Raw genomic sequence first — 14982 nt, 5'->3', positions numbered from 1 at the left:
CCTTCACGCGACCGCCTCCAGGTAGCTTTCCCACGCATCGACGGACACCGAGAGGTTCTGGCTCGGGGCCTCGTCGCCCCACAGTTCGGCTTCGTCGAAAGCCACGGTGTACAGCCACTGCGGTTGCTCTCCCAGGCCCTGCGCATTGGCGTCGGCGAAGACGTGCGCGCCATGCAGATGCGCGATCACGCCCTGCTTGCCCTGCACGTAGCCGGGCAGCCGCGTGTGATGGTCGACCTTGCCCATGCGCATGCGCACCGGCTGGCCGATTGCAAAGCGCGCCGGTCCCGCCGCGGGCCGTTCGGTCGCCGAGCCCCTGGCCAGGACGGCCGGCACGTTCGCCGCCTGCAGCACACGGGCGACGGGCGTCGGCGCGTGGCGCATCTCGCCGGCCGCGATCTCGTCCGGAAAGATCTGCCCGCGCTGCAGCATCAGCTGTTCGAGCGCGGCAAGCCATATCTGGTAGTAGCTCAGGTTGCGGTAGTCGGGCAAGGTCTCGCGCACGGCGCGGCTCGCGTCGATGTTCCAAGATCCTGTGGCGCCCATGGCCAGCGTGAGCGCCAGCGCGCGCGGCTCCCATGCCGCGTGGAACAACTCGCCTTCGGGCTCGGGCGTCACCGGCCCGAAGCCCGGCAGCCCACCCAGGTCGGCCCTGGTGACGTAGCTCATGCGGCGTGCTCCTGCCTGGCAGGCGGCTCGACCAGCCGCGTGCCGATCATCGAATCGCGCGAGACCAGCGCGGCCAGTTCGTCTTCGCCGAGCCCGTCGGTGCCCGGCGGTCGCTGCGGAATCACGAGGTAGCGCACCTCGGCGGTCGAATCCCAGACGCGGATGCGTGTGCTGCCGGGCAGCGTCACGCCGAAGTCGGCGAGCACGCCGCGCGGGTCCTTGACGACCCTCGAGCGATACGGCGCGCTCTTGTACCAGGTAGGCGGCAGGCCCAGCACCGGCCACGGGTAGCAGCTGCACAGCGTGCAGACCACCATGTGATGCAGTTCGTCGGTGTTCTCGACCGCGACCATGTGCTCGCCCTGCCGGCCCGTGTAGCCGAGCGAGGCGATGGCCGCGGTGGCGTCGGCCAGCAGCCATTCGCGAAAGGCCGGATCGACCCAGGCCCGCGCCACCACGCGCGCGCCGTTGCGCGGGCCGATGCGGGTCTGGTAGGTGTCGATCAGCGCATCGAGCGCGGCGGGGTCGATGTAGCCCTTCTGCGCCAGCACGCTTTCGAGCGCGCGCACGCGCAGGTCCATCTCGCCGAGTTCGCTGTGTTCGTGGGAGTGGTCATGACCGGTCATCGGCCAATGCTAGCGCCGCCCCGTAAAATTCCCAACATGACCTCGCCTACCCGCCCCGTCCGCTCCCAGTACGAAGATTTCATGCGCCACGTGGACACCCACGGCGTGTTCAAGAGCGACCGCACGGGCACCGGCACCAAGAGCGTGTTCGGCCACCAGATGCGCTTCGACCTGAACGAGGGCTTCCCGCTGGTCACCACCAAGAAGGTGCACCTGAAGTCCATCATCCAGGAACTGCTGTGGTTCCTGACCGGCTCGAGCAACAACAACTGGCTCAAGGAACGCGGCGTGACCATCTGGGACGAATGGGCGCGCGAAGACGGCGACCTGGGCCCGGTGTACGGCGTGCAATGGCGCAGCTGGCCCACGCCCGACGGCGGCCACATCGACCAGATCGCCGACGTCATCAAGACGCTGAAGACCAACCCCGATTCGCGCCGCATCATCGTGAGCGCATGGAACGTGGCCGAACTGTCGAAGATGGCGCTCATGCCCTGCCACGCGTTCTTCCAGTTCTACGTGGCGCCCCCGCAGGCCGAGGGCGAACGCGGCAAGCTCAGCTGCCAGCTCTACCAGCGCAGCGCAGACATCTTCTTGGGCGTGCCCTTCAACATCGCGAGCTACGCGCTGCTCACGCACATGGTGGCGCAGCAGTGCGACCTCGACGTGGGCGACTTCATCTGGACCGGCGGCGACTGCCACATCTACAACAACCACGCCGAGCAGGTGGCGCTGCAACTGAGCCGCGCGCCCTACCCGTACCCGACGCTGCACATCAAGCGCAAGCCCGATTCGATCTTCGACTACCAGTACGAAGACTTCGAGGTGCTGGACTATCAGCATCACGCGGCCATCAAGGCGCCTGTGGCGGTATGAACGGCATGGGCAAGCCGCGCATCAACCTCATCTTCGCGCGCGCCGCCAACGGCGTGATCGGCGCGAACAACACCATCCCCTGGCACCTGCCCGAGGACATGGCGCACTTCAAGCAGCAGACCGCGGGCGCGCCTGTGATCATGGGGCGCAAGACCTGGGACTCACTGCCGCCGCGCTTCCGGCCGCTGCCGGGCCGGCAGAACATCGTGGTGACGCGGCAGGCCGGCTGGCGCGCCGACGGCGCCCTGCAGGCGAGCAGCCTGCGCGATGCATTCGCGCTCTGCGAGGCGTCATCGCCCGCCGAGGTTTGGGTCATCGGCGGCGCGCAGATCTATGTCGAGGCCGAGCCGCTGGCACAACGCGCGGTCGTCACCGAGCTTGCGCGCGACTACGAAGGCGACGCCCACGCGCCCGTGCTCGATGCGGCCGCATGGCGCGAGACACAGCGCGAATCGCAGGTCTCCGCCAAGGAAGGCATCGCCTTCGACTTCGTCACCTACGAACGCGCCACCACCAGCAATACATGAGCGACGGCGCCTCGCATCCGACGACAGCCACGCCCGCCTTGCGGCGCCGGTCGTTGTTGGCAGGCGCGGCTCTCCTGGCCGCCCTCGCCCCTGCGAAAGCTCTCGCCGGCGGCAAGGCTGCGCTTCAGCCAGCGCACCGCGCTGTTCCATGCCGAGTCGGAAGAAGACAAGGTCATCGACGTCGTCTTCGACGGCAGCCCCACGCGCGTCACCATGCCGGCTTCGGGCAAGGACGGTCGCACTAACCTGCGCATCGTGATCGACGCGCCGCGCGAATCGCGCGTATCGCGCGAGTGGGTGCGCTTTCACGGCGTGACCGGGCCGGGCGAACTGCTGCACCGCTTCCGGGGCGAAGCACTGGTGGTGCCGGCAGAAGGCGTGTCGGTCATCTCGGACATCGACGACACCATCAAGCGCACGCAGGTTCGCGAGCGGCGCGAGATGCTGCTCAACACTTTCGCGCGGCGCTTCGAGGCCGCGCCGCGCATGGCCGACTGGTATCGCGCGCTTGCGCAGAAGCCCGACACGCGCTTTCACTATCTCTCGGCAAGCCCGATACAGCTTTACCCGGCGCTCTCGGATTTCATCCGCAGCGCCGGCTTTCCCGCAGGCAGCATGCATCTGCGCGAGAGCACGACATGGCGCACGCTGGTTCCCGGCGACGAGGATTCGCGCACGCACAAGCTCGGCACGATCGAGCGGCTGCTGGCGGAGTTTCCGCAGCGCCGCTTCGTGCTGGTGGGCGACTCGGGCGAGGCCGACCCCGAGATCTATGCGCAGGTTTTTCGCGCGCACCAGGCACGCATCGACAGCATCGTGATACGCGACGTGACCGGCGAAGGCCACACCAGCGAGCGCTATCGCGCGACCTTCGATGGCATCGATCCGGCGCGCTGGCATCTGGTGATGCCCGACACCACGGCATGGCCGGCGCAAGCGCTGAACTGACGAGCGGTTGCGAGCCGGAAACAAACTGGCACCTTCGTCGAACGCCACGCACCAAAGGAACACTTCGGTACACGCACTGAAAGGCATGCGCGGCGCAGGGTTTAGACAGGGCTAATTGTTTGTGCGCAAAATGTGCGGTCAACGCCTCAACCCAAAAGGAGACGGCTCATGTCCATGGAATTTCTTCGGGTTATCGCCGAACAGAGATTGCCATTTGTCATCCACACGCCCGCGGACATCGACAGGTTGCGCGTGCTGCGTGCGGCCGAACTGGTAACTGCCTTCATTCCCCCGTCGGACCGCGCACCCGACGCGCGCGCCATCCGTCAGTTGGCCCAGGTCGAATCGATCACCGCCAAGGGCAAGCTGGCACTCAACAAAGCCACGTCGGCATTCATCGAGCTCTGAGCAGGAGGCGCTCCAGCGTCTTGGCGATGGCCTGGGGCTTGTCTGCAGCACCTTCCGCGAATTCGCAGCTCTGCGCCTGCACGCGCTCCGGCCCATGCGGGCCGGGCATGTAGAACAGGCGCTCGCAGTCGCAGCGCAGCCGACCCCTCAGGGCCTTGGTGCGGGTGTCGCGCACTTCCGCCACCCAGCATGAATCGGCGCAGCCGCAGGAGCGGTACTCGAGCACTTCGCCGCGCGTGCGCCAGGGCAGTTCGTAGCTGCCCGCGCCTCCGGCGGCATGAACGCCCGGGGCGAACGCCGCCCCGAGCACGGCACAGGCAAGCAACAACTTCCGACGCATGGCCGGCAGGGTAGCGTCAGACCACGCCCTGCGCCAGCATCGCGTCGGCCACGCGCACGAAGCCGGCGATGTTCGCCCCGTCGACGTAGCTCACGCTGCCGTCCTTGCGCGCGCCGTAGTGCAGGCACGACTCGTGGATGCCCTGCATGATCTGCAGCAGGCGGGCGTCGACCTCGTCGCGCGTCCATGACAGGCGCGCGGCGTTCTGGCTCATCTCCAGCCCCGAGGTCGCCACGCCGCCGGCGTTGCTCGCCTTGCCCGGCGCGTACAGCACGCCGTGGCCTTCGAACACCTTCACCGCGTCCATGGTCGAGGGCATGTTGGCGCCTTCGGCCACGCAGACCACGCCGTTCTTCACGAGCACGCGTGCGTCTTCCTCATTGAGTTCGTTCTGCGTGGCGCTCGGCAGCGCGACGTCCACCGGCACGTGCCACGGCGTGGCACCGGCCACGAAGCGCGCGCCGGTGCGCTGCGCATAGTCGCTGACGCGGCCGTAGAGGTGGTTCTTGACGTCCATCAGCACCGCGAGCTTCTCGGGCGTGAAGCCGTCTTCGTCGACCACGGTGCCGCTCGAATCCGAAACCGTCACCACCTTGGCGCCCAGCGCCATCGCCTTTTCGATGGTGTACTGCGCGACGTTGCCGGCACCCGAGACGCTCACCCGCATGCCCTCGAAGCCGCGGCCCTTGCGCTTGAGCATTTCCTGCGCGAAGTAGACGTTGCCGTAGCCGGTGGCCTCGGGGCGGATCAGCGAGCCGCCGAAGCTCAGGCCCTTGCCGGTGAAGACGCAGTCGGCGCGGTTGGTGAGCTTCTTGACCATGCCGGCCATGAAGCCGACCTCGCGGCCGCCCACGCCCACGTCGCCAGCCGGCACGTCGGTGTCGGAGCCGATGTGGCGGAACAGCTCGCTCACGAAAGCCTGGCAGAAGCGCATCACCTCGCCCTGGCTCTTGCCCTTGGGGTCGAAGTCGGCGCCGCCCTTGCCGCCGCCCATGGGCAGCGTGGTCAGCGCGTTCTTCAAGGTCTGCTCGAAGGCCAGGAACTTGAGGATCGACAGGTTCACCGACGGGTGGAAGCGCAGGCCGCCCTTGTACGGGCCGATGGCCAGGCTGTGCTGGATGCGGAAGCCCCGGTTGACCTGCACCTCGCCGTGGTCGTCGACCCAGGACACGCGGAACATCACCACCCGCTCGGGTTCGACCAGCCGCTCCAGCAGGCTGTGGGCGGTGTACTTCGGGTGCTGCTCGATGTAGGGCCAGAGGCTTTCCATGACCTCGGTCACGGCTTGCAGGTACTCGGGCTGTCCGGGGTTGCGTTGGGCGACATGTGCCAGGAAACCCCCGACGGATGCGTGCTTCATTCCAGTCCTTCTCTTTTCAAATTGGTGCATAACCTTATGCGAATCTTGCATTTTGCATGATTCATGAACCAATTCGAGGCTCAAAACCCCTTTCAGGTGCACGCGAAATGCCTCCGAGGCCAATTTCCGCCCCAAAAGAGGTCGCCAACCGGTTTCACGCCATTTCCTCCCGCGCGCGATAGCGCCGCTTCCATGTGGCTGTCATTGGACTTTGGTCCGATGCGCCGCACGCCCCGGCGGCCTAGCATTTGGTCACTTATTTATGTGACAAAGCTCTCATATATGTAACTTTTCCAGCACTACATGCTTGTTTTCATTGAGCTTTGTCCCTTGGAAACAGGCCCCCTCCCTAATTCTGGGGATTGTTAGCAAATATCTCGATTTGTATCTTCCGTTCGTCTTTGATGCATGCCGGGACGGTAACGGCAACGGACAGCGCGCCGCCGAACGGGGCGAAGGGCGCCGAAAACTTCAACGTGTGTTCCTGTCAATTCAACCTTTTCTGAGAGCGAAAAATGTCGAATAGCTTGCAAAAATGGGTCGGCCGCAATCGCCCGCCGCGCGTCCAGATCACCTATGACGTCGAGATCGGCGACGCCGTCGAAAAGAAGGAGCTGCCGCTGGTCGTGGGCCTGCTGGCCGACCTGTCGGGCCAGCCGGTGCAGCCCCTGCCGAAGCTCAAGGAGCGCCGCTTCGTCGAGGTCGACCGCGACAACTTCGACGAAGTGCTCGGCAACATCTCGCCCCGCCTCGACCTGTCGGTGCCAGACACCATGAAGGGCGACGGCAACCTGAAGATCGAACTGAACTTCAAGGAATTCGGCGACTTCCACCCCGAAGCCATCGTGAGCCAGGTGCCCCGCCTGGCCAAGCTGCTCGAAGCCCGCCAGCAACTGCGCGACCTGCTGGCCAAGCTCGACGGCAACGACGAACTCGACGACCTGCTCGAGAACGTGCTGAAGAACACCGAAGACCTCAAGGCCGTCCAGAGCCAGGCCAAGGCCGAAGCCGCTCCCGCCGCAGCAGCCCCGCAGGCAGCCGCCGCGGAAACCCAGACGTCCCCCGAAGCCGAAGCACCGGCTGCGTGATCAACCACGCCGGCCGCGGCCCACGGGCGCGAACCGGCAATTCTTGAATGGTGATAGAGATGGCCAACAAATCCAAAGCCGCCGAAGCCGGCAGCGCAGCGACCACCGTCACGACCAGTGACATGAGCCTGCTCGACAAGATCGTCTACGAAGGCAAGATGACGACCGAGCCGTCGCAGGGCGCCTACGCGAAGAAGCTGATCGGTCAGCTCGCCTCGCAGATCCTCGACGAAGGCATGAAGACCAGCCCCGACAAGGGCGTGGTCACGCTGATCAACGAGCGCGTCGCCGAAATCGACCGCCTGCTGACCGACCAGCTCAACGCGATCCTGCACGCCCCCGAGTTCCAGGCCCTCGAAGGCTCCTGGCGCGGCCTGCGCGACATGGTGTTCGGCACCGAGACCGGCAGCAACCTGAAGCTGCGCCTGCTCAACGTGAGCAAGAAGGACCTGCTGAAGGACCTGGAGACCGCCGTCGACCACGACACCAGCGTGCTCTTCAAGAAGATCTACGAAGAGGAATACGGCACCTACGGCGGCCACCCCTACTCGCTGCTGATCGGCGACTACTACTTCGGCCGCCACCCGCAGGACATCGCTCTGCTGGAGCGCGTCTCCCGCGTGGCCGCCGCCGCGCACGCGCCCTTCATCGCCGCCGCCGCGCCCGCGCTGTTCGACTTCAAGTCGTTCACCGAACTCGGCATTCCGCGCGACCTGTCCAAGACCTTCGAGAGCGCCGAGCTCGCCTCGTGGCGCAGCTTCCGCGAATCGGAAGACTCGCGCTACGTGTCGCTGGTGCTGCCCAGCTACGCCGCCCGCCTGCCCTACGGCGCCAAGACCAACCCGGTCGAGAACTTCAACTACGAAGAAGACGTGGACGGCAGCGACCACGGCAAGTACCTGTGGGCCAACGCGGCCTACCAGCTGGGCCTTCGCATCACGCAGGCGCACTCGCTGTACGGCTGGACCACGGCCATCCGCGGCGTCGAAGGCGGCGGCAAGGTCGACGGCATGGTGGCCCACGCCTACAAGACGGACGAAGGCGACATCGCCCTGAAGCCGCCGACGGAAGTGACCATCACCGACCGCCGCGAGAAGGAACTGAGCGACCTGGGCTTCATCGCCATCGTCAATTCCAAGGGTTCGAACACCGCCGCCTTCTTCGGCGGCCAGACCGTGAACAAGCCCAAGGTGTACGACAAGGACGCGGCCAACGCCAACGCGGCCGTCTCGGCCCGCCTGCCCTACATCCTGGCCGCCTCGCGTTTCGCGCATTACCTGAAGGTGATCGTGCGCGACAAGATCGGCAGCTTCCAGACGCAGGCCGACATGCAGAAGCACCTGAACAACTGGGTGGCCAACTACGTGCTGGTGAGCCCCTCGGCGCCGCAGGCCATGAAGGCCAAGTACCCGCTGAGCCAGGCCCGCGTGGACGTGACCGAAGTGCCGGGCAAGCCGGGCTCGTACCGCGCCATCGCCTTCCTGAAGCCGCACTTCCAGCTCGAGGAGCTCTCGGCCTCGATCCGCCTGGTGGCCGACCTGCCGGCCGCGGCCGCCTGACCACCCCGACATCCACGTCTACCTACAGACAGACTGAAAGAGCTTTCACATGCCTATCTACCTCAAGATGCCCGGCGTTACCGGACAGACCCAGATCGAGGGCCACAAGGACGAAATGGAAGTCCAGAGCTTCCAGTTCGGCGCCGGCCTCGCCGTGACCTCGGGCACCTCCAACCAGGAGCGCACCGCGGGCAAGCCCAGCTTCTCCGAAATCACGGTGACCCGCACCACCGACTCCGCCACGCCCCAGCTGATGCAGAAGCTCGCCGGCGGCGAGGTGTTCGCGGGCGACACCATCATCACCTTCCCGCGCGAAGACAAGAGCGGCCTGCTGCCCCTGATGGTCGTGACCCTGACCGACGTGATCCTCAGCGGCTTCTCGGTGTCCAGCGGCGGCGACCTGCCGCAGGAAAGCATCTCGCTGAACTACGCGGCCATCAAGGTCGAATACACCAAGCAGAAGGAAGAAGGCGGCCAGGAAGGCGTCGCACCGTTCGGCTGGGATCTGTCGAAGAACACCGCGGTCGCGTGACGGCCCGACGCTGACGTCCGGCGCCCACCGTGTCCGAACTTGTCAAAGGGGGCGTCCTGCCCCTGTTCGACCGGCTGGCGTCGGCGCTGCCCGAGCACGCCCATGGTGTTCATCTGGAGACGATGGAGTCCGTGCAGGACTCCATCGGCCGTGAGCTGCGCCAGCTGTTCAACACGCGCTCGCCGCTGTCGGTTGCCGACTACGCGCAGGGCAGCGGCACGGTGCTGGAGTACGGCATTCCCGATTTTTCCTCGCTCAGCGCGCAGAACGCCGCCGACCTGCAACAGCTGGCCGCCGTGCTGCGCCAGGCGGTGCAGCGCTACGAGCCGCGCCTGTCTGACGTGAGCGTGCAGCTGAGCGCCACGCCCAACCGGCATGAAGTCGCGCGGGTGCGCATCGGTGCGCAGGCGCGCGCCGGGCTCGCGCTGCGCCGCGTCGACTTCGAAATGCTGCTCGGCACGCCGGACAGCCTGATGAAAGTCGCCTGACGTGTCCGACATCCAGCACAGCGACCTGCTGCAGTACTACAAGCGCGAACTGTCCTATTTGCGGGGACAGGGGGCGGACTTCGCCCAGCGCTACCCCAAGGTCGCCTCCCGGCTCTCGCTGCACGGCGGCGAATCGCTGGACCCGCATACCGAGCGGTTGATCGAATCGGTCGCCTTTCTTTCCGCGCGCGTGCACCGCGACCTCGACCAGGAGTTTCCCGACGTCGCCTACGCGCTGCTCGACAACCTCTGTCCGTCGCTGGTGCAGCCGCTGCCCTCGATGTCGGTGGCGCAGTTCGCGCTCGACCCGGCACAGGGCAAGGTGACGTCCGGCTTTCCCGTGCCGCGCCACACCATGCTGCATGCGCGCACCGCGCATGCGCACTCCTCGCACGCGCCGGGCCAGGCCCCGCAATCGCGCGAATGCCGCTTCCGCACCGCCTGGGACACGGTGCTGTGGCCGCTGCGCATCGTGCATGCCGCCATCGACACCGATGCCGTGCTGCGCCTCACGCTCGAATGCGAGGCCGGCACCGACTTCTCCGAACTCGAGATCGACAACCTGCGCATCCACCTGCAGGGCGACTGGATGCTCACCATGCCGCTGTACGACGCGCTGGTGTCGGGCGTGAAGTCGGTCGGCGTGATGCCCGAAGGCGGCGCGCTGCAGATGCTGCCGCCCGACGCCTGGCGCGAGGTCGGCTTCGCCGAAGGCGAAGAGGTGCTGCCGCAGCCCGCCAACGCGCAGCCCGCCTACGGCCTGCTGCAGGAGTACTTCGCGTTTCCGCGCAAGTTCCATTTCTTCGACCTGCATCACCTGCGCTCGCGCCTGGGCCGCGGGCAGCGCTGCGACCTGGTGTTCCAGCTCGACCGCCCCACGCGCGCGCTGCGGCACCTGGACGCCGAGAACTTCAAGCTCGGCTGCACGCCCATCGTCAACCTGTTCCCGCGCGTGAGCGAACCGCTGGTGATGGACCAGCGCCACTACGAATACATGCTGGTGCCCGACCGCCAGCGCGACGCGACCACCGAGGTGCATTCCATCGTCTCGGTGATCGCCTCCGACCCGGACGCAGACAAGCCGGTGAACGTGCCGGGCTTCGCCGCGCTCGGCCATGTGGACGGCGCGCAGGGCGCCGTGTTCTGGGCCGCGCGGCGCGAGCCCTGCCTGCGCCAGAACATCCCCGGCACCGACGTCTTCCTGTCTTTCGTCGACCAGGGCAAGACGCACAGCCGGCCCGCGCAGCCCGTGGTCTACGCGCACCTGCTGTGCACCAACCGCCGGCTGGCCGAGCAGGTGCCGGTGGGCGCGCGGCTGGTGGCCGAAGGACCGTCGCAGCCCACCAGCGTGCGCTGCCTGTACGAGCCCACCGCGCAGCGCGACCCGCCGCTGGGCAGCGAGACGCTGTGGCGGCTGGTGTCGCTGCTCACGCTCAACCACCAGTCGCTGGTGGACGGCTCCACCGGCCGCAAGCAGCTGCGCGAGATGCTTTCGCTGTTCGCCTCCGACAGCCGGCGCGACCACGCCCAGATTCTCGGCATCGCCGGGCTCTCGGCGCGCGGCGTCACCGCCCACGTGGGCACCGAGGCCTGGCGCGGCTACTGCCGCGGCACGCAGGTCACGCTCGAATTCGACGACGACGCCTTCGTCGGCGGCTCCCCTCTCATGATGTCGGCCGTGCTCGCGCGGTTCTTCGCCATGTACACCTCGATGAACTCCTTCGTGCGCCTCGTGGTGCGCGACGGCGACGAGGTGCGCAAGCAATGGGCGCCGATGACGGGCCGGCAGGTCGTGCTGTGATCGAAGAACTCAGCGCCCGCCCGCAGGACTTCAACCTGTTCCAGGCCATCAGCCTGCTCGAGCGCGCCGCGCCCGACGCAGTGCCCGTGGGCCGCTCGCAGGGCCCGCGCGAACGCGAGGCGGTGCGGCTGCATGCCTTCGTCACGCTGGCCTTCGAGGCCAGCGACGTGCGCGAGGTCGGCACCGACGCGCCGACCGGCGAGCCCTTCTCGCTCACCACGCCCGCGCTCTCGCTGGGCGGCAGCGGCGGCCCGCTGCCGATGCCCGTCACCGAGATGCTGCTGGAGCGCCGGCAACGGCGCGACCATGCGACGGCCGACTTTCTCGACATCTTCAACCACCGCTTCCTGGCCTTCCTGTACCGCAGCCGCCGCAAGCACCATGTGGCGCTCAACCCGCAGTCGCCCGCCAGCTCGACGCTGGCTTCCACGCTGGATGCCGCCAGCGCGCTGGGCCTGCGCTCCGGCGTGCGCGCACCCGACGGCTCGGCCCTGTGGTTGCGCCATGCCGGCCTGCTGGGCGGCGCGCCGCGCGGCATGACCGCCCTGCTGGCGCTGCTGCGCGACCGCCTCGGCGTGCAGGTGCAGGGCACGCAGTTCCGTGGCCGCTGGCTGGCGCTGGAGCCCGATGCATCGGCGCGGCTGGACATGCGCACGCCGCTGGGCGGCGGTGCCGTGCTCGGCAAGCGCGTGTGGGACCAGGGCGCCGGCATTCGCCTCACCTTCAGCAACCTGAGCCAGCAGCGCCTGCGCGACCTGCTGCCCCGGGGCGCCGACCATGCGCTCGCCAAATGGCTGGTGCGCCGCTTCATCCCGCAGGACCTGAAGGTAGAGATGGAGCTGCAACTCGCGCCCGCCGAATCGCGCAGCAGCGTGCTCGGCGCCGCGAACCCGATGCGGCTGGGCTGGACCTCGTGGGTCGCCGGCCCTTCTTTCCGGGGCGCGCTGCCCCCCGTTCAACACACCCTGACCAGCGACGCCGGCGATGCCGGCGGCACGCCCGGCGCCTGAGCCTCACATTCCTCATGGACATCGACATCCGCACCCTGCTCGGCCGGCTCAACCCGGAATGCAAGCGCGCCATGGAACAGGCGGCCGAGCTGTGCGTGCAGCAGACGCACTACAACGTCGACCTCGAACACCTGCTGCTGAAGCTGGTGGACAACGACGCGCCCGACCTGCGGCTGGTGTTCGGCCGTTTCGGCATCCGGCCCGACACGGTGCAGGCGCAGCTGCAGAAGTCGCTCGACACCTTCAAGCGCGGCAACGGCCGCACGCCCAGCCTGGCGCCCGACTTCGCGCCGCTGTTCCAGGAAGCCTGGCTCATGAGCTCGATGCTGCTGGGCCAGCAGCACATCCGCTCGGGCACGCTGATGCTGGCGCTGCTGGAGGTCGACCGCCTGCGCGGGCGCCTCGTCGACGCCGCGCCCGCGCTGCTGCAGATTCCGCGCGGCGCGCTGCGCGACGAACTCGCGGGCCTGCTGCAGTCCTCGCCGGAAGACGCGGCAGCCTCGGCATTGAACGCCGCGCCGACAGCTTCGGCACCCGCACCGAACCAGCCGGCCGCGCCATCGCTCGCGGATGCGGGCGCGGCGCCGCTGCAGATGCCCACCGCGCGACGCGGCAATTCGGCCACGCCTTCGCTCGACCAGTACACGGTCGACATGACGCAGCTCGCGCGCGACGGCGCGATCGACCCCATTCGCGGGCGCGACGGCGAGATCCGCCAGATCATCGACGTGCTGCTGCGCCGCCGCCAGAACAACCCCATCCTCACCGGGGAGGCCGGCGTCGGCAAGACGGCCGTGGTCGAAGGCTTCGCGCAGCGCGTGGTGCAGGGCGACGTGCCGCCCGCGCTGCGCCAGGTGTCGGTGCGCTCGCTCGACCTGGCGTTGCTGCAGGCCGGCGCGGGGGTGAAGGGCGAGTTCGAGAACCGGCTCAAGTCGGTCATCGCAGAGGTCAAGGCCTCGCCCACGCCGGTGATTCTGTTCATCGACGAAGCGCACCAGCTCATCGGCGCGGGCGGTGCCGAAGGCCAGGGCGACGCGGCCAACCTGCTCAAGCCTGCGCTCGCGCGCGGCGAACTGCGCACCATCGCCGCCACCACCTGGGCCGAGTACAAGAAATATGTGGAGCGCGACCCTGCGCTGGCACGGCGCTTCCAGGTGGTGAAGGTCGAGGAGCCGAGCGAGGAAGTGGCCATCGACATGCTGCGCGGCATGGTCGAGACACTCGAGAAGCACCACGGCGTGGAGATCGTCGACGACGCGGTGCGCGAAGCCGTCAAGCTATCGCACCGCTACATCACCGGCCGCCAGCTGCCCGACAAGGCCATCAGCGTGCTCGACACCGCCTGCGCGCGCGTGGCCATCGGGCAGAACGGGCTGCCGGCCGAGCTCGAATCCGCCGCGCGCGACATCGCCTCGGCCGAGAGCGAATTGCGCGTGCTGCGCCACGAAACCGCCACCGGTGAAGACCATCAGGACGCCATAGCCACGCTCACCGCGCGGCTCGACACGCTGCGCCAGAAGCACAAGCGCCTGTCCGACAAGCTCGACGAAGAGAAGCACGCGGTGATGGAAATCGTCGCGCTGCGCCGCAAGATCGCCGACAGCCTGCGCGACGACGCGCCGCCGCCCGACGAGGAGAACGACCCCGCGCTGCTCACCGCCGCGCTGCGCCGCCTCGAGAAGGGCCTGGAAGCGCTGCAGAGCGACGAGCCCATGGTGCCCGTGTGCGTCGACGGCGTGATGGTGGCCGAAGTCATCTCCGGCTGGACCGGCATTCCGGTCGGCAAGATGATGACCGACGAGCTGCACACGGTGCTCAACCTGAAGGAAAAGCTGGCCGAGCGCGTGGTCGGACAAGACGATGCGCTCGACGCCATCGCGCGGCGCGTGCGCACCTTCCGCGCCGACCTCGACGACCCGGGCAAGCCCGTGGGCGTGTTCATGCTGGTGGGGCCCAGCGGCGTGGGCAAGACAGAGACCGCCTTCGCGCTGGCCGACCTGCTGTACGGCGGCGAGCGCAACGTCATCACCGTGAACATGTCGGAGTTCCAGGAGGCGCACACCGTCTCCAGCCTCAAGGGCGCGCCGCCCGGCTACGTGGGCTACGGGCGCGGCGGCGTGCTGACCGAGGCCGTGCGCCGACGCCCCTACAGCGTGGTGCTGCTCGACGAAATGGAGAAGGCCCACCCCGACGTGCTGGAGCTGTTCTTCCAGGTGTTCGACAAGGGCACCATGGAAGACGGCGAAGGCGTGCAGATCGACTTCAAGAACACGCTGATCCTGCTGACCTCGAACGCCGCGCAGGACGTGATCACGCAGGCTTCGCAAGGCGGCCGCAGGCCCGACCCCGAGGAGCTGGTGGAGCGGCTTCGCCCCGAGCTGCTCAAGCAGTTCAGCCCGGCGTTCCTTGGCCGGCTGGCGCTGGTGCCCTACCACCACCTGGGCGACGAGCAGATCCGCTCGATCGTGAACCTCAAGCTCGGCAAGCTGGCACGGCGCTTCGCGCTGAACCACCACGCCGCCTTCACCTGGGACGCGCAGGTGGAAGACGCCATTACCGCGCGCTGCACCGAGGTGGACAGCGGCGCGCGCAACATCGACCACATCCTGGCCCATGCGGTGCTGCCCGAGCTGTCGCGCCAGGTGCTTGAACGCATCTCGATGGCCGCCGCGTTCACCGCCGTGCACATGGGCGTGGACGGCGGCGGCGCCTTCGCCTTCGGCTTCGAGCCGGCAACGCTGAGCTGACAG

16 protein-coding genes are annotated in these 14982 nt (G+C 67.7%); 11 read left to right on the top strand and 5 right to left on the bottom strand.

The features are described from left to right. Positions 1-3: 3 nt before the first annotated feature. The gene (gene nthB, locus ACQY8B_RS05040; protein ID WP_422085688.1) at positions 4-669 is read right to left on the bottom strand and encodes a nitrile hydratase subunit beta; all 666 of its coding nucleotides are present in this window, start codon (positions 667-669) and stop codon (positions 4-6) included. Next, on the bottom strand, positions 666-1295 hold the full coding sequence (gene nthA, locus ACQY8B_RS05035) for a nitrile hydratase subunit alpha (RefSeq protein WP_422085687.1): 630 nt from the start codon (positions 1293-1295) through the stop codon (positions 666-668). The genes nthB and nthA overlap by 4 nt, the downstream gene beginning before the upstream one ends. Positions 1296-1331: 36 nt before the next feature. Here nthA and ACQY8B_RS05030 point away from each other — a divergent pair, with 36 nt between their 5' ends. Continuing rightward, positions 1332-2171 carry a thymidylate synthase gene (locus ACQY8B_RS05030; protein ID WP_422085686.1) on the top strand — a complete coding sequence of 280 codons (840 nt, stop codon included), beginning with the start codon at positions 1332-1334 and terminating at the stop codon, positions 2169-2171. Between the two features lie 5 nt (positions 2172-2176). Continuing rightward, positions 2177-2698, top strand: coding sequence for a dihydrofolate reductase (locus ACQY8B_RS05025; RefSeq protein WP_422089154.1), 522 nt, complete (start codon positions 2177-2179; stop codon positions 2696-2698). Here ACQY8B_RS05025 and ACQY8B_RS05020 read toward each other — a convergent pair. Beyond that, entirely contained in the window at positions 2668-2913 is a 246-nt protein-coding gene (locus ACQY8B_RS05020; protein ID WP_422085685.1) for a hypothetical protein, read from the bottom strand. The two genes, ACQY8B_RS05025 and ACQY8B_RS05020, sit on opposite strands and share 31 nt — an antisense overlap. Here ACQY8B_RS05020 and ACQY8B_RS05015 point away from each other — a divergent pair. Then, the gene (locus ACQY8B_RS05015; protein WP_422085684.1) at positions 2912-3646 is read left to right on the top strand and encodes a phosphatidate phosphatase App1 family protein; all 735 of its coding nucleotides are present in this window, start codon (positions 2912-2914) and stop codon (positions 3644-3646) included. The genes ACQY8B_RS05020 and ACQY8B_RS05015 overlap by 2 nt on opposite strands. Positions 3647-3814: 168 nt before the next feature. Beyond that, positions 3815-4054 (top strand): hypothetical protein, encoded by a 240-nt coding sequence (locus ACQY8B_RS05010; RefSeq protein WP_422085683.1) that lies wholly within the window; start codon positions 3815-3817, stop codon positions 4052-4054. Here ACQY8B_RS05010 and ACQY8B_RS05005 read toward each other — a convergent pair. Together ACQY8B_RS05005 and gdhA are read right to left on the bottom strand one after the other, a co-directional pair. Then, on the bottom strand, positions 4041-4394 hold the full coding sequence (locus ACQY8B_RS05005; protein WP_422085682.1) for a hypothetical protein: 354 nt from the start codon (positions 4392-4394) through the stop codon (positions 4041-4043). The two genes, ACQY8B_RS05010 and ACQY8B_RS05005, sit on opposite strands and share 14 nt — an antisense overlap. Positions 4395-4410: 16 nt before the next feature. Beyond that, positions 4411-5754: an NADP-specific glutamate dehydrogenase gene (gene gdhA / locus ACQY8B_RS05000; RefSeq protein WP_422085681.1), complete on the bottom strand. Its 1344-nt coding sequence runs from the start codon at positions 5752-5754 to the stop codon at positions 4411-4413. Between the two features lie 515 nt (positions 5755-6269). Between gdhA and tssB the strand changes: the two genes are divergently transcribed. Genes tssB through tssH form a run of 7 tightly spaced genes read left to right on the top strand, consistent with a single transcriptional unit; the run spans position 6270 to position 14979 of the window. Further along, on the top strand, positions 6270-6842 hold the full coding sequence (gene tssB, locus ACQY8B_RS04995) for a type VI secretion system contractile sheath small subunit (protein WP_081270796.1): 573 nt from the start codon (positions 6270-6272) through the stop codon (positions 6840-6842). 59 nt (positions 6843-6901) lie between these two features. Further along, positions 6902-8401, top strand: coding sequence for a type VI secretion system contractile sheath large subunit (tssC, locus tag ACQY8B_RS04990; protein WP_422085680.1), 1500 nt, complete (start codon positions 6902-6904; stop codon positions 8399-8401). Between the two features lie 49 nt (positions 8402-8450). Then, positions 8451-8933, top strand: a complete 483-nt coding sequence (locus ACQY8B_RS04985) for an Hcp family type VI secretion system effector (RefSeq protein ID WP_081270798.1) — start codon at positions 8451-8453, stop codon at positions 8931-8933. Between the two features lie 29 nt (positions 8934-8962). Continuing rightward, entirely contained in the window at positions 8963-9421 is a 459-nt protein-coding gene (tssE, locus tag ACQY8B_RS04980; protein ID WP_422085679.1) for a type VI secretion system baseplate subunit TssE, read from the top strand. A 10-nt stretch (positions 9422-9431) separates the two neighbouring features. Beyond that, positions 9432-11222, top strand: a complete 1791-nt coding sequence (gene tssF / locus ACQY8B_RS04975; protein ID WP_422089153.1) for a type VI secretion system baseplate subunit TssF — start codon at positions 9432-9434, stop codon at positions 11220-11222. Beyond that, positions 11186-12232, top strand: a complete 1047-nt coding sequence (gene tssG / locus ACQY8B_RS04970; protein WP_422085678.1) for a type VI secretion system baseplate subunit TssG — start codon at positions 11186-11188, stop codon at positions 12230-12232. The genes tssF and tssG overlap by 37 nt, the downstream gene beginning before the upstream one ends. Positions 12233-12246: 14 nt before the next feature. Beyond that, entirely contained in the window at positions 12247-14979 is a 2733-nt protein-coding gene (tssH, locus tag ACQY8B_RS04965) for a type VI secretion system ATPase TssH (protein WP_422085677.1), read from the top strand. The last annotated feature ends 3 nt before the right edge of the window (positions 14980-14982 follow it).

The organism is Variovorax sp., assembly GCF_965279555.1.
Taxonomy (GTDB): Bacteria; Pseudomonadota; Gammaproteobacteria; order Burkholderiales; family Burkholderiaceae_C; genus Variovorax.
Note: the sequence above shows the minus strand (reverse complement) of the source record. Positions and strands in the feature narration are given on the sequence as shown.